The organism is Chryseobacterium sp. BGA-UO-ETr-SB22 (assembly GCF_059567885.1).
The window spans coordinates 2,088,335-2,101,118 of record NZ_JCAQOV010000005.1; the positions used below are offsets into that span (position 1 = coordinate 2,088,335).

Annotated in this window: 12 protein-coding genes; 10 read left to right on the top strand and 2 right to left on the bottom strand. The window is 35.9% G+C overall.

Annotated elements, in window-relative coordinates; all coding sequences use genetic code 11:
• The first annotated feature begins 256 nt into the window (after positions 1-256).
• The 6 genes from AC57AW_RS16830 (at position 257) to AC57AW_RS16855 (ending at position 4,095) form a co-directional block, all read left to right on the top strand.
• Complete coding sequence (locus tag AC57AW_RS16830; protein ID WP_496352795.1) at positions 257-976, top strand: AAA family ATPase; 720 nt, start codon at positions 257-259, stop codon at positions 974-976.
• Positions 973-1,713 carry a YggS family pyridoxal phosphate-dependent enzyme gene (locus AC57AW_RS16835; protein WP_496352796.1) on the top strand — a complete coding sequence of 247 codons (741 nt, stop codon included), beginning with the start codon at positions 973-975 and terminating at the stop codon, positions 1,711-1,713. Before AC57AW_RS16830 ends, AC57AW_RS16835 begins: the two co-directional genes overlap by 4 nt.
• A gap of 12 nt (positions 1,714-1,725) precedes the next feature.
• Positions 1,726-2,148, top strand: coding sequence for a hypothetical protein (locus AC57AW_RS16840; RefSeq protein ID WP_496352797.1), 423 nt, complete (start codon positions 1,726-1,728; stop codon positions 2,146-2,148).
• A gap of 463 nt (positions 2,149-2,611) precedes the next feature.
• Positions 2,612-3,223, top strand: coding sequence for an REP-associated tyrosine transposase (locus tag AC57AW_RS16845; RefSeq protein ID WP_496352798.1), 612 nt, complete (start codon positions 2,612-2,614; stop codon positions 3,221-3,223).
• The gene (locus AC57AW_RS16850; protein ID WP_496352799.1) at positions 3,210-3,422 is read left to right on the top strand and encodes a hypothetical protein; all 213 of its coding nucleotides are present in this window, start codon (positions 3,210-3,212) and stop codon (positions 3,420-3,422) included. The genes AC57AW_RS16845 and AC57AW_RS16850 overlap by 14 nt, the downstream gene beginning before the upstream one ends.
• Positions 3,423-3,582: 160 nt before the next feature.
• Entirely contained in the window at positions 3,583-4,095 is a 513-nt protein-coding gene (locus AC57AW_RS16855; RefSeq protein WP_318845303.1) for a hypothetical protein, read from the top strand.
• A 143-nt stretch (positions 4,096-4,238) separates the two neighbouring features.
• Here AC57AW_RS16855 and gcvP read toward each other — a convergent pair whose 3' ends face one another.
• Both gcvP and AC57AW_RS16865 read right to left on the bottom strand, forming a co-directional pair.
• Positions 4,239-7,097, bottom strand: coding sequence for an aminomethyl-transferring glycine dehydrogenase (gcvP, locus tag AC57AW_RS16860; RefSeq protein WP_496352800.1), 2,859 nt, complete (start codon positions 7,095-7,097; stop codon positions 4,239-4,241).
• Between the two features lie 638 nt (positions 7,098-7,735).
• Positions 7,736-8,383, bottom strand: a complete 648-nt coding sequence (locus AC57AW_RS16865; protein ID WP_318845301.1) for a J domain-containing protein — start codon at positions 8,381-8,383, stop codon at positions 7,736-7,738.
• Positions 8,384-8,741: 358 nt separating this feature from the next.
• On the opposite strand from AC57AW_RS16865, the gene AC57AW_RS16870 reads away from it, so the two are divergent.
• The 4 genes from AC57AW_RS16870 to AC57AW_RS16885 all read left to right on the top strand — a co-directional run bounded on the left by AC57AW_RS16870 (position 8,742) and on the right by AC57AW_RS16885 (position 12,716).
• The gene (locus AC57AW_RS16870; RefSeq protein ID WP_496352801.1) at positions 8,742-9,716 is read left to right on the top strand and encodes a D-2-hydroxyacid dehydrogenase family protein; all 975 of its coding nucleotides are present in this window, start codon (positions 8,742-8,744) and stop codon (positions 9,714-9,716) included.
• A 36-nt stretch (positions 9,717-9,752) separates the two neighbouring features.
• Positions 9,753-10,832 carry an alpha/beta hydrolase gene (locus AC57AW_RS16875; RefSeq protein ID WP_496352802.1) on the top strand — a complete coding sequence of 360 codons (1,080 nt, stop codon included), beginning with the start codon at positions 9,753-9,755 and terminating at the stop codon, positions 10,830-10,832.
• A 30-nt stretch (positions 10,833-10,862) separates the two neighbouring features.
• Positions 10,863-11,750 (top strand): helix-turn-helix domain-containing protein, encoded by an 888-nt coding sequence (locus tag AC57AW_RS16880; protein WP_496352803.1) that lies wholly within the window; start codon positions 10,863-10,865, stop codon positions 11,748-11,750.
• An 84-nt stretch (positions 11,751-11,834) separates the two neighbouring features.
• A complete protein-coding gene (locus tag AC57AW_RS16885; protein ID WP_496352804.1) occupies positions 11,835-12,716 on the top strand; it encodes an MBL fold metallo-hydrolase in 882 nt (293 codons plus the stop codon).
• The last annotated feature ends 68 nt before the right edge of the window (positions 12,717-12,784 follow it).

Below are 12,784 nucleotides of genomic sequence, written 5' to 3' on the forward strand. Positions count from 1 at the left end.
TTCATAACAAATTTTAATATCCAAATGAGAAAGCCGTTCGTAAGTCCGGCTTTTCTTTTTGTTTTAAATATCTATTAACTAGGAGATTAAATTGTTTTGGACCGCAAAACTCCAAAGCTATTTACAGATTTTTTTTCATTCACAACCAATCGTTTTTCGCCCCATGCTGGCCTAGCTGCTTATTATTATTCAGGATTTCTTCCGGCATTTAATAAAGCTTTATCTTTGTTTATTCAATAATCATTTTATTATCATCATGAGTCTGTACAATCTTATTATCCAGGATAAAGAACAAGTAAACCTTAATGAAGTATTTCTCGATAAACACAACAAGGATCATCTTGTACAGCTTATCAAGGAACACAACTATATTAAAGAACTGCAGGAATATGGTCTTCCGGTTAATAATAAGATTTTGCTACAGGGAAGTTCTGGATGTGGAAAAACAATGACTGCAAAGGCTGTTGCGAATGCTTTAGGAAAAAATATTATGATCCTTAATCTGAGTAACATTGTTTCATCACGTATTGGCGAAACTTCCCAGAATATTAAAATGATCTTTGATAAGGCTGCAAGGGAAAGATCCGTACTTTTTCTTGATGAGCTGGATCAAATTGGAAAAGCGAGGGGCAGTGATGATAAGGATGTAGGAGAAATGAGAAGACTTGTGAATACCTTGATTCAATTGATTGATTATTATCCTGAACATTCACTTTTACTTTGTGCTACCAATCATCCTGAAATTATTGATACGGCTCTACTAAGACGTTTTCAGCTGAAGATCAATTACGAAATGCCTTCCTCTGAAGTCCTGAATACCTACTACGACCAATTGTTAGGTCAATTCCCTGAAAACATGAGAACGGTTGAAAGAAAGTACTCTGTTTCTTTTGCTGAAGCTAAGGATTATGCTTTAACTGCGGTAAAAGCTGCGTTAATAAAAAAACTGGAAGCCAAAGAAACCATCCCATCATGAAAGAAGACATCCTCCACAATCTCACCATCATCAATAACCGGATAAAAACTGCCTGTGAACAATCCGGAAGAAATATTGATGAAGTTAAATTACTACTGGCCACCAAAACAGTTTCCGCAGATCGAATCAAAGCTGCTTTGGAACATGGACAAACCTTAATTGCGGAAAACAAGGTACAGGAATTGAAGGAGAAGTACGATGATTTAAAAAATATACCTCATGACAATCATTTTATAGGACATCTTCAGACCAATAAAATCAAAGATATTCTGAAATATGACGTTACCTGCGTTCAGTCTCTGGATCGTCTGGAACTGGCCGAAAAACTCCACCAAAGACTTTTGACCGAAAACAAAACGATGGATGTTTTAATTCAGGTGAATACCTCTAATGAAGAAAGTAAATTCGGCGTTGATCCCAACAAGGCAATTGAACTTACCCGAAAAGTTTCCGACTTCTCTACATTAAAAATAAAAGGCTTGATGACTATTGGCCTGTTCAGCGCAGAAACCGAGAAAGTAAGAGCTTGTTTTAAAATTCTGAAAAACCTTCAGCAGGAAATCATTCATGAGCATATCCCGAATGTGGAAATGAAAGAACTCTCCATGGGAATGAGCGGAGATTTAGAAACAGCCATTGAAGAAGGAGCTACCATTGTACGGGTAGGAACCGCTATTTTTGGAGCGAGAATCTATCCGGACAATTATTATTGGGATGAAGGAAAAACAAATAACTAAGCTTAAAATTATATGTTCCCATTTACTTATACTTTTGAAAGAGAAATCATCAATGATAAAACATCTGATCAGGTTATTTATGCAGTACGCGATCTATTAAAAGAAAAAAATGTTCAGAATATTCTTTACGGACCGGAGTTTGTTTCTTTCAGTGAAGATCTTTTCACAGAAAGATCTAATTGGCATTATTTATCTTTAATTGATAATGGGAAATTCACTTATAATGAAAACAATAAAACGCTGACTTACGAAGTAAAGCTATGGAAGTTAAACCTCTTTTTACTTATTTTTTTCATTATTACCATGGCTAATTTTAAAAGTTTCTTCGTTAATCTGTTTCCTATTTCAGCACTTTTGATCAATTATTTAATTTGCTATTTTGGAAACCGGGGATTGATAAAAAAAATCATCCATAAGATTAACTATTTGTCTTAATTTTTTACGTTAAATCATTTATTGCCAGCCAATCAATATGTTCAAAGCCCTTTAAACAAAGGCTTTTTTAGTCTACAAATCCGGTATACTTTTTGCTGTAAAACTTTAAGAACCAAACAAATACATGTATGACAAAAAAATTACTATCGGGCTGTCTATTTATAGCAGTATTATTCTTTTTTTCATGTGAAAAAGAAAACACACAGATGAAAAGTGGAATCTCCATTGAAACTATTTCAATTATAACCTGCGTCACTATGGGCGTAGCTATTTTGCTTGCCTATAGCTTTAAAAGAAGGTAAAGGAATATGACAGAAAACAATTGAACACCTCTCAGCTTTGGGAGGTGATTTTGTTTTCAAGATTTTTTTTACCAAGCTCCGCAAAGTCTCATGACTTTGAGGCAAATAAAAATCTAAACAATATATATACTTCTATTAATTATCTTTGATAAAAACCAAATATGAAAGAAGGATATATTATAAGAGATCAGAACAGACCTCACTTTTTAACTTGTACCATTATTGAATGGATAGATATTTTTACCCGAAAAACATATCGAGATACTATTATAGAATGTTTAGAATTCTGCATTAAAAACAAAGGAATGACTCTGTATGGCTATGTCATCATGAGTAACCATTTACATTTTATTGTACAGTCAAAGGATGGAAAACTTTCAGATCTAATCAGAGATTTTAAAAAATTTACAGCGAAAAAAATATTAGAAAAAATACAGACAGAACCGGAAAGCCGAAAAGATTGGATTTTAGAACGATTGACCAAAGCTACTGAAACTCATTCAAGAAATAAGAATTTTCAAGTTTGGCAATACGGAAATCATGCTGAGGAAATTTTCAGCTTAAAATTCCTATGGGATAAATTAAACTACATACACCTGAACCCAGTTCGTGCCGGGATTGTTTCAAAGGCAAATCACTACATTTATTCTTCAGCAACTAATTACTCTGATGGCGCAGGAATAATCGATTCAATTGAAATTGCAGAAAACCCAGTGATTAACACAAATAGAAGTTCTGAATTTTCGAAATATAACAATTATGATAACGAATAATTTACTCAAAGTCAGGAGACTTTGCGTAGCTTGTGGATTCTGGTATGACAACACAACAATAGATGGAAAGGAGATTAATTATTCTATTGATAATCCTTTCAAAAAAATTCCTGTAGAATATATTTTTCTTTATGATCAAAAAACTGGACACTTTAAGGCAAAAGAAGATTATGCGGAGAAATATAAACTACTAGAATAATAAGACCTTTATCATTTGTAATAATATGTACTCAGTTCTAACCATGCAGCCTATTTCCCAAATATTTCAATAGAATTTGCTTACTTTTACAAAAATGTAATAAAGTCAAACATTTCAAAAATGAAACGTTTTACATTTTAAAATTCTTCCATTTGCATATATGATCAAAACCAATAACCAAAACTACCTTCTGCTAGCCCTCCTGCTGATTCCAAATTTTCTTTTAGCCAATGCAGGCTCTCCAATGATTTGGTTTAGCTTTTTACACCTGATCTGGATCAATTTTATAATCGGAACATTTGAAAGTAAACTTCTTTTAGAAAAATTCAATCTACAGAACAGAAAATGGCTCATTATTGCGGCCAACTATATTTCTATGTTTGCAGGATATTACTTCATTGCGCCTCATTTCTCTTTCATTAACGGATATCCGGACTTCTGGGGTATGAAATCAAGGGTAGGACAATATGAACTGGGAGGTTTTTTTATTGGGTTTCTATACAGTTTTGGAGCTACTCTGGTTATTGAATTTCCTTTTTACTGGCTTTCACTGAAAACGAAACTGAGTGGCTGGAAATTAATAAAACCATTTTTTCTGGTCAATCTCATTACTAATGTGATCATGCTTGCCATTTATTTTGCGATTGTTGCTTTTACAGCAAAATGGAGCTAATGGTAAAAAGAACTTCGATTATAAATTCTGAACAAAAAAATTCACAGAAACAACAGTGAGATTGCTTCGCTTTGCTCGCAATGACTATAAATAAAAATCCCTCTCATTACTGAAAGGGATTTTTTATAGTTAAAAAACTGAGATTACATATAAGCTTCAATCGGCTCACAAGTACATACCAAGTTTCTGTCTCCGTAAGCTTCATCTACTCTTGCTACAGTAGCGAAGAATTTGTGGTCTCTTACCCACTCTAATGGATAAGCTGCCTTTTCTCTGCTGTATGGCTTATCCCAAGAATCAGAGATTACCAATTGTTCTGTGTGAGGAGCGTTTTTCAATACGTTGTTAGCAGCATCTGCTTCTCCGTTAGCAATCTCATCGATTTCTTTTTTGATAGAGATCAATGCTTCAGCGAAACGGTCAATTTCAGACTTGCTTTCAGATTCTGTTGGCTCAATCATCAAAGTACCTGCAACCGGGAAAGAAACGGTAGGAGCATGGAAACCATAGTCCATCAATCTCTTCGCCACATCTGCCACTTCAATTCCTAAAGATTTGAACTGACGGAAATCTACGATACATTCGTGAGCTACTCTTCCATTTTCGTTAGAATATAAGATTGGAAAATGCTCTGCTAAAATTTCTTTCAGGTAGTTAGCATTCATGATAGCGTGACCTGTAGCCTTTTTAAGACCTTCAGTTCCCAGCATCTTGATGTAAGAATAAGAAATATTAAGGATCAATCCTGAACCATAAGGTGCAGCAGAAATACCTTCAATTGCTTCTTTAGAACCGATTCTGATATTCGCGTTAGAAGGAAGGAAAGGTACCAAGTGTTTAGCAACACAGATTGGACCTACTCCAGGACCTCCACCTCCGTGAGGAATGGCAAAAGTTTTGTGAAGGTTAAGGTGGCAAACGTCAGCTCCGATGTTTCCAGGACTTGTAAATCCTACCTGAGCGTTCATATTTGCACCGTCCATATATACTTGTCCTCCGTGCTCGTGGATAAGGTTGGTAATTTCTTTAATATTAGCATCAAAGAATCCGTAAGTTGAAGGGTAAGTGATCATTACAGCAGATAAATTTGCTGAATGAAGTTCTGTTTTAGCTTTAAGATCTTCGAAGTCGATTTCCCCGTTTTCAAGGTTTTTCACCACTACGATTTTCATTCCTGCCATTGCTGCAGAAGCCGGGTTTGTTCCGTGTGCAGACTGAGGGATCAATACTACATTTCTGTGGTGGTCTCCTCTTGAGATATGGTACTCTCTGATTACCATTAATCCTGCATATTCTCCCTGAGCTCCAGAGTTCGGCTGAAGAGAAGTTCCTGCAAAACCTGTAATTTCTGCTAAGTCTTTCTCCAATTCACGAATCATTTCCTGGTAACCTTCAGCCTGATTTACAGGTACAAATGGGTGAACTGCACCCCAGTTTTCCCAAGAAAGCGGTAACATTTGAGTTGCTGCGTTCAGTTTCATCGTACAAGATCCTAAAGAAATCATTGAATGAGTCAATGATAAATCTTTTCTCTCAAGACGCTTGATGTAACGCATCAATTCTGTTTCCGTATGGTATTTGTTGAATACTGATTCCGTAAGAATTTCGTCTTTTCTTAAGTTTTCGTCAGGAATGCTGTATCCTTCTTTTATTTCTAATTTGAAAGTCTGCTTGTCTTTAAACTGAGCGAAAGAAGCCATCAAATCGTTTAATTTCTCTAATGTTGTACTTTCGTTGATCGCAACACTTACCACACCTTCTGTGAAGTAGTTAAGGTTAAGTCTGTGATCTAACATCAGTCTTACCAGTTTTGCTTTCTCTTCTTCAGACATTGTTATTTTCACTGTATCGAAGATAGGCTCTTCTACAGTCTGATATCCTAATGCTTTAAGACCATTTTTCAAAGCATTTGCTTTAAAGTGGATCTGATCTGCGATATAGTTTAATCCTTTTGGACCGTGATAAACAGCATACATTCCCGCCATTACTGCCAAAAGAACCTGAGCTGTACAAATGTTTGAAGTAGCTTTTTCTCTTTTGATGTGCTGCTCTCTTGTCTGCAATGCCATTCTTAATGCACGTTTTCCGTACATATCCTGAGAAACCCCGATGATTCTTCCCGGAATATCTCTTTTATAGTCTTCTCTACAAGCAAAGAAAGCTGCGTGAGGACCTCCGTATCCTAATGGAATACCAAATCTCTGTGTAGTTCCTACTGCACAGTCAGCTCCCATTTCTGCCGGAGACTTTAGTTTAACCAAAGCCATCGGATCACAAGCAACAGCTACCTGAAGATCAATCTTTTTGTATTCTACGATATCTTCTGTGTAATCAAGAACGATTCCGTTTTTACCAGGATATTGTAATAAAACACCATAATAAGAACCATCAAACTGGTGCGTTTTATGATCTCCTACTACAACTTCTATTTCCAGTCCTTCAGCTTTTGTTTTTAGAACAGAAACTGTTTGAGGAAAAACAAGGTCAGAAATAAAGAATTTATTAGCTCCTGCTTTTTTCTGGTCTTTCGTTCTGTTGTTAAAGAACATGTGCATTGCTTCAGCAGCAGCAGTAGATTCATCCAGCAAAGATGCATTAGCTAATGCAAAACCTGTAAGATCACATACTACAGTCTGGAAATTAAGAAGAGCTTCAAGCCTTCCCTGTGCAATTTCTGCCTGATACGGAGTATAGGCTGTATACCAGCTAGGATTTTCAAAAATATTTCTCTGGATTGCTGAAGGCAAAAGAGTGTTATGGTATCCAAAACCGATATAACTCGTATAATCTGTATTTTTAGATGCCAATTCTTTTGAGTGGTTCAACATTTCGTATTCAGAAAGTGGTTCCGAGATCTCAAGATCTTTCTCTAAACGGATAGAAGATGGAATGGTCTGAGAAATTAACTCTTCAATACTAGAAACGCCAAGTTTCTCCAACATCGCCTGTTTATCGGCTTCATTAAGGGAAATGTGACGGCTCACAAACTGTTCTGTATTCATTTTTATTTATTAGATTTTGTTTGTAAAAAGATGTGTAAAATTACAATTTTTTGAATGATTGTACAAGAGTATATCGGAGGTGATAAATCACAAAATTATTTGTGATTTTTATCACAATTTGTTTTTAATAAACTTTTAACAAGGTTTATACCAGTTCCAACAAACACTACCTTTATTCCATACATAATATGTAATAAAACAATCAATTTACATTCAATAAAATACTGTCATCTTGTTTAAAACAATGTGAATTATTCACTAGTTTCTGTCTTACCGGTTAAACTTATCTTTAAAACATTCTACTATCATTAGTTTTATTCAAAATGTAAACTTAAACCCAATTGAAGGAGAAATTAAGAACGATCCGGACATCGATTTTACGTCTGATAATCTATCAGAAAGCAGGCAATATCTGCTATAGATCAGGTTTAAAGAATTTTATGAAATTTTATTAATTATATTTATTCTAAATTAATATATTTGCAGCATGAATATGATTGTCCCATTTAAAGTTCCGCCTTTGGCACCTTACTCATTCAATAACGAAGAGATGTTCTGTGAAAAGAAATCGTGTTGTAAAAAGTTCAAGAAAGGTAAAAGATGCAAAAAATGTCCGGGAAGAAAGAAAATGGCTTAGGTTAGGCTAACGTTTTTATCAAAAAGTATAGGGCAATTGCCAGTACTATAATTCCCCAAAACAGCATTATAATTTTAGGCTGTCCATACCTGTTCATCACCGTTCTGGGTTGTGGCTTAAACATTTCTTCTACTGAATTTTTGAATTTCTCAGTATCATTTTCAAAAACTTCCGTAATGGTAATTCCCTGAACAACGGTTTTGTGCAAAAGAGAATTCGTTGCATGAAGCAGAAGCTGGAATTTCCCGTCTTTAAATTCTGTGATCTTAAAGATCCTCTCTCCATACGGCTTTTCTAACCCGAAAGGCAATACTTTCACCACATCGGCATTACTCGTCTGCCAATTGATGATAATCTCCTCCCCTTTTTTTGCATGAATTTTATTCGCTGTAAAAGTTTTGATCGCAGGTGGAATATTATACCTGAAACTTTTCTGATGATTTTCTAAATTCTGATCATAAGCACGTCTTCTGACAGGATCACTCAAAGTCTCATAAGCTTCCAAAATTTCGCGGAAACGGTCAGCAAAAAAATCGTCATTGTCATTTTTATCGGGATGATATTTTAAAGACAGTTTTCTATAGGCTTTTTTGACGTCTTCTTCCGAAGCATCCTGTGATATACCGAGAAAATAGTAGTAGTCTTTCATTGAGAAATACAAAAATAAGGATTTATTTTTCTTTGTGTCTGATATTTATTACAAAAATTTAGCTGGTAAAAAGCTGGTAGAAAACACAAAAAACTGGTATTAGAAATTTCAGATAAAGCAGATAAAGTTACAGATCTCCAGCAATAGATTTCCCACCCATTTCGCAACAAGATTTAAGTTTCCGTAAAATCCAATTATTGGTAGATTGTGTCCATTTATTTGCTTGTTTTTATCATTTAGCTTTGCATAAAAAGCCGAAAAGGCAACTCAACCTTTTAAAATGACCTCACCTTTCAGCTATTTTATAGAATACAAACTGTGGAATAGTTTTTGAATCTTAACAACAATATCTTAAGTAATGAAAATTGTCATTCTAGACGACTATCAGCACGTCATCGAATCCTTAAAATGTTTTGAAATCTTAAAAGATCAAGATGTTCAAATTGTACACAACACAGAAAAAAATGCAGAAAAACTGGCCGCGTCCATTTCTGATGCTGAAATTCTTGTACTTACCCGAGAGCGTACAGCCATTACAGACAGACTTTTAAATCAACTGCCCAACCTCAGACTCATTAGTCAGACAGGTAAAATATCCAGCCATCTGGATTTGGCTGCATGCACAGAGCATCATGTTGCCGTAGCCGAGGGTATAGGTTCTCCCATTGCCCCCGCAGAGCTTACCTGGGCATTATTAATGAATACCGTACGTAAAATACCACAAGCTATTGAAGGGATGAAAAACGGCAGCTGGCAAACAAATATAGGTTCTACAGTGTATGGTAAAACCATAGGCATCTGGGGTTATGGAAAAATTGGCCAGCGGATCGCCCAATACGCAAAGGCATTTGGAGCCAGCGTTCTGGTATGGGGAAGCGAGGCTTCCAGACAAAAAGCAGTGGCAGATGGATTTGAAAAAGCTGACACCAAAGAGGATTTCTTTACAACAGCAGACATCATTACTTTACATCTTCGCCTCACCAAAGATACTTTGGAGATTGTAAAAGAAACCGACTTGTCTTTAATGAAAGATAATGCTGTCCTGATCAATACAGCCCGTGCAGAACTGATTGAAAAAGGTGCTTTAGAGCATGTTTTAGCACAAGGACAAAACATTCTGGCAGGCATAGATGTGTATGAAGAAGAGCCAATTTATGATAAAGATTTCAAACTGCTACAATACAATAATGTAATATGTACCCCCCATTTGGGATATGTAGAGCAAAATGGGTATGAACTCTATTTCTCAAAAGCATTTGAAAATGTGATTAATTATATCAACGGAAATCCCAGTCATATTGCCAATCCACAGGTTTTGAATAACAACAGATAGCATTCCGCTACAATACCAGCTAAAAACTTAATAGTCATGATAAGATTTATTTTTCTTTTTTTGTTCATCAGCATGTATTCTTCAGCCCAAAGTCAGGATGATTACAAAGAAGCCAGAAGAATTATTGCCGATATGGATAGCATTGTTACACCCAACGGTATTCAGGAAAGTTTTTTCGCAGACATCGGAGGTATAAAACAATGGGTTAATGTGAGAGGAAAAGACAGAAACAACCCCATCATTATTTTTATACATGGCGGTCCTGCATCTCCCCTCAGTGCTGTAAGCTGGACGTATCAAAGGGCTTTGGAAGAATACTTCACTGTGGTCAACTATGACCAGCGCGGAGCCGGAAAAACCTATCTGGCCAATGATACTTTAGCATTAGGTAAAACTATGCATATTGATACATTTGTTGATGATGCCTTGGAAATTTCCCGATTGATCACTAAAAAATACAAACAGCAAAAAGTGTTTCTGGCGGGTCATAGCTGGGGAACAATTATCGGTTTAAAAGCCTCAGTTAAAGCACCACAATTATACCATGCCTATATTGGTATCGGGCAGATTATTACTATGCCAGAGAATGAAAAACTCAGCTATGAATATGGATTGAAAACTGCCCGCGAAAACAACAATACAGTCGCTCTGAAAGAATTGCAGTCTATCTATCCATATCCAGGAAATCAGCCCGTTACAAGATCGCGTATTATCATTGCAAGAAAATGGCCGCAATATTACGGTGGATTAAGTGCTTATAGAAATAATAGCTTCTACTATTTTAATGCGCCTTTACTTTATCCGGAATATACAATGAATGATGCAGAAGCTATCGGGGCCGGCAGCTTATTTACGCTTGAAAAGGTAATGGATGAGTTTTTGAATTTCGATTTTTCCAAGGTTAAAAGTTTTCCCATTCCTGTCTTTATGTTTTTGGGAAGGCATGATTATACTACCCCCACTTTACCTGTAATCAATTGGATGAAAGAACTGAAAGCCCCGATGAAAAAAAATATCTGGTTTGAACATTCAGCACATCTTATTCCTGCAGAAGAACCTGGAAAAATGTTATTAACTTTCGTAAACGAAATAAGACCTCTGCATCTAAAAAAATAAATGCTTTAAAAGGTCCTAAAAGCACAGTGAATGAAGGCAAAAAAAAGCATAACGATATATAACGAAAAGCAAAGCTTTAAGAACAATCCTATCAGCAACTTTTATATATCCTATTATAAAGATAGAGTCAGACAGATCAATAGGATCGACAATCACCGCCATACGTATTACGAGGTTATTTGGGTAAAGGATGGCAAAGGCCTGCATACTATTGATTTTAAAGATTATCAGTTTTGCGGTTCCTGTCTCTTCCTTTTACATCCGAAAAACGTTCACAGAATTTATAAAGAAACCCCAGCCAGCGGTGGTGTGATAAAATTCAATGATCATTTTTTTGTAAACGACAATGTTCATTCCAAGTTTTTATTGCAATACGGTGTTTTTGATGATATAGATGTTCTTCCTGTGATTCATCTGAATACCGAAGAACAGCAGACTATTAATGATTTTTTTGAGATAATGAGTAAGGAAGCATCCCATCACAATGCCTTTACACCTCCTATTCTGCTCAATTTACTTAAGTCGTTTCTGCTGAAAGTATATCAGATTAAGAAAAACCAATGTGCTATTAACGATATTTCGGACCATCGTTTTGTGAAATTCAGACAGTTTCAGGAATTACTGGAAGCATATTTAACAGAGCATCATAATGCAGGTTTCTACGCAGAAAAATTACAAGTCAGTACCAAAACACTCTCCAATTACTGCAAGCTTATAAGCAGTAAAACAGCACAGGACCTGATTAAAGAAAGGCTTATCCTCGAAGCAAAACGAATGCTGATCTATTCTGAACTCTCCGTTAAAGAAGTCGCTTACCACCTGGGGTTTAACGACTATGCCTATTTCACCCGATTTTTCACCGTAAATGTATCACTTACCCCTACCGATTTTAAAAAAGCAAAAACAGAGTTTCTTTAAAGTCCAATAAATACAGCAGATTATCCATTTCTTATCTCTTCATTTCTGTTCAACTTTATCCTTGTAAAAATAAAGACAAAAGGAATGGACAGATTACTATTTTTAAAAAACACGAGCATAGTGATAACAACAGCAATACTGTCTCCACTCATTAATCTCACAAGTAATAATATGGTACAGACAAAAAAAATATGCACAGCCTGCGGCACACAATTCCCTCTCGGTTATATAGATCATCTATGTGCCATATGCATGGAGGAACGACAGTACGTACCGGCAGCCGGGCAGGAATGGACTTCCCACGACATCCTCTTAAAAACATATGCCACAGAGATTAAACAACTCAATGACAAGCTTTATGAAATCTGCATTACCCCCAAATTTGCAATCGGACAAAGAGCTTTTCTGCTTATTTCGGAACACGGCAATATTCTTTGGGACTGTATTCCTCTGCTGGACAAAAATGTCATTGATTTTATCCGGTCAAAAGGAGGCTTAAAGGCCATCGCCTTTTCACATCCTCATTATTACAGCAATATGAACGATTGGGCAGACCTTTTCCGATGTCCTGTTTACATTCATAAAAATGACGAGCCATACATTAGTGAAAAAGGAAACAACATTTTGCTGTGGGAAGAAAACGAATTACCATTATGGGATGGGATGTGCCTGATCAATATTGGCGGTCATTTTGCAGGCAGCACCATCCTGCTGCATACCACAATGTCTGAAAAAGGAACAGTGCTTTGCGGTGACACTTTTTATCTTTCCCCCAGCATGAAGCATTTTGCCGTCATGTACAGCTATCCCAATAGAATTCCTTTACCTTTAAAGGAAATAAAGAGAATTAAAGAACAGGTAAAAAACATCAATTTTGATTCTATATACGGATTTTATCCTTATCAGAATCTGGCCCATAATGCCAAAGAGATTTTGATGGACTCCATTGAGCGGTATTTGCTATAAATAATAACCAAAATCCTTTCAAACAATAGTAGTATGAGTTTTTTCCTGCTGTCTGGTAAAATTATTAT

Excerpts from the sequence above, each read along its gene's own strand:
- AC57AW_RS16830 (WP_496352795.1), top strand. The coding sequence starts at position 257 with ATGAGTCTGTACAATCTTATTATCCAGGATAAAGAACAAGTAAACCTT.
- AC57AW_RS16835 (WP_496352796.1), top strand. The coding sequence starts at position 973 with ATGAAAGAAGACATCCTCCACAATCTCACCATCATCAATAACCGGATA.
- AC57AW_RS16840 (WP_496352797.1), top strand. The coding sequence starts at position 1,726 with ATGTTCCCATTTACTTATACTTTTGAAAGAGAAATCATCAATGATAAA.
- AC57AW_RS16845 (WP_496352798.1), top strand. The coding sequence starts at position 2,612 with ATGAAAGAAGGATATATTATAAGAGATCAGAACAGACCTCACTTTTTA.
- AC57AW_RS16850 (WP_496352799.1), top strand. The coding sequence starts at position 3,210 with ATGATAACGAATAATTTACTCAAAGTCAGGAGACTTTGCGTAGCTTGT.
- AC57AW_RS16855 (WP_318845303.1), top strand. The coding sequence starts at position 3,583 with ATGATCAAAACCAATAACCAAAACTACCTTCTGCTAGCCCTCCTGCTG.
- gcvP (WP_496352800.1), bottom strand. The coding sequence starts at position 7,097 with ATGAATACAGAACAGTTTGTGAGCCGTCACATTTCCCTTAATGAAGCC.
- AC57AW_RS16865 (WP_318845301.1), bottom strand. The coding sequence starts at position 8,383 with ATGAAAGACTACTACTATTTTCTCGGTATATCACAGGATGCTTCGGAA.
- AC57AW_RS16870 (WP_496352801.1), top strand. The coding sequence starts at position 8,742 with ATGAAAATTGTCATTCTAGACGACTATCAGCACGTCATCGAATCCTTA.
- AC57AW_RS16875 (WP_496352802.1), top strand. The coding sequence starts at position 9,753 with ATGATAAGATTTATTTTTCTTTTTTTGTTCATCAGCATGTATTCTTCA.
- AC57AW_RS16880 (WP_496352803.1), top strand. The coding sequence starts at position 10,863 with ATGAAGGCAAAAAAAAGCATAACGATATATAACGAAAAGCAAAGCTTT.
- AC57AW_RS16885 (WP_496352804.1), top strand. The coding sequence starts at position 11,835 with ATGGACAGATTACTATTTTTAAAAAACACGAGCATAGTGATAACAACA.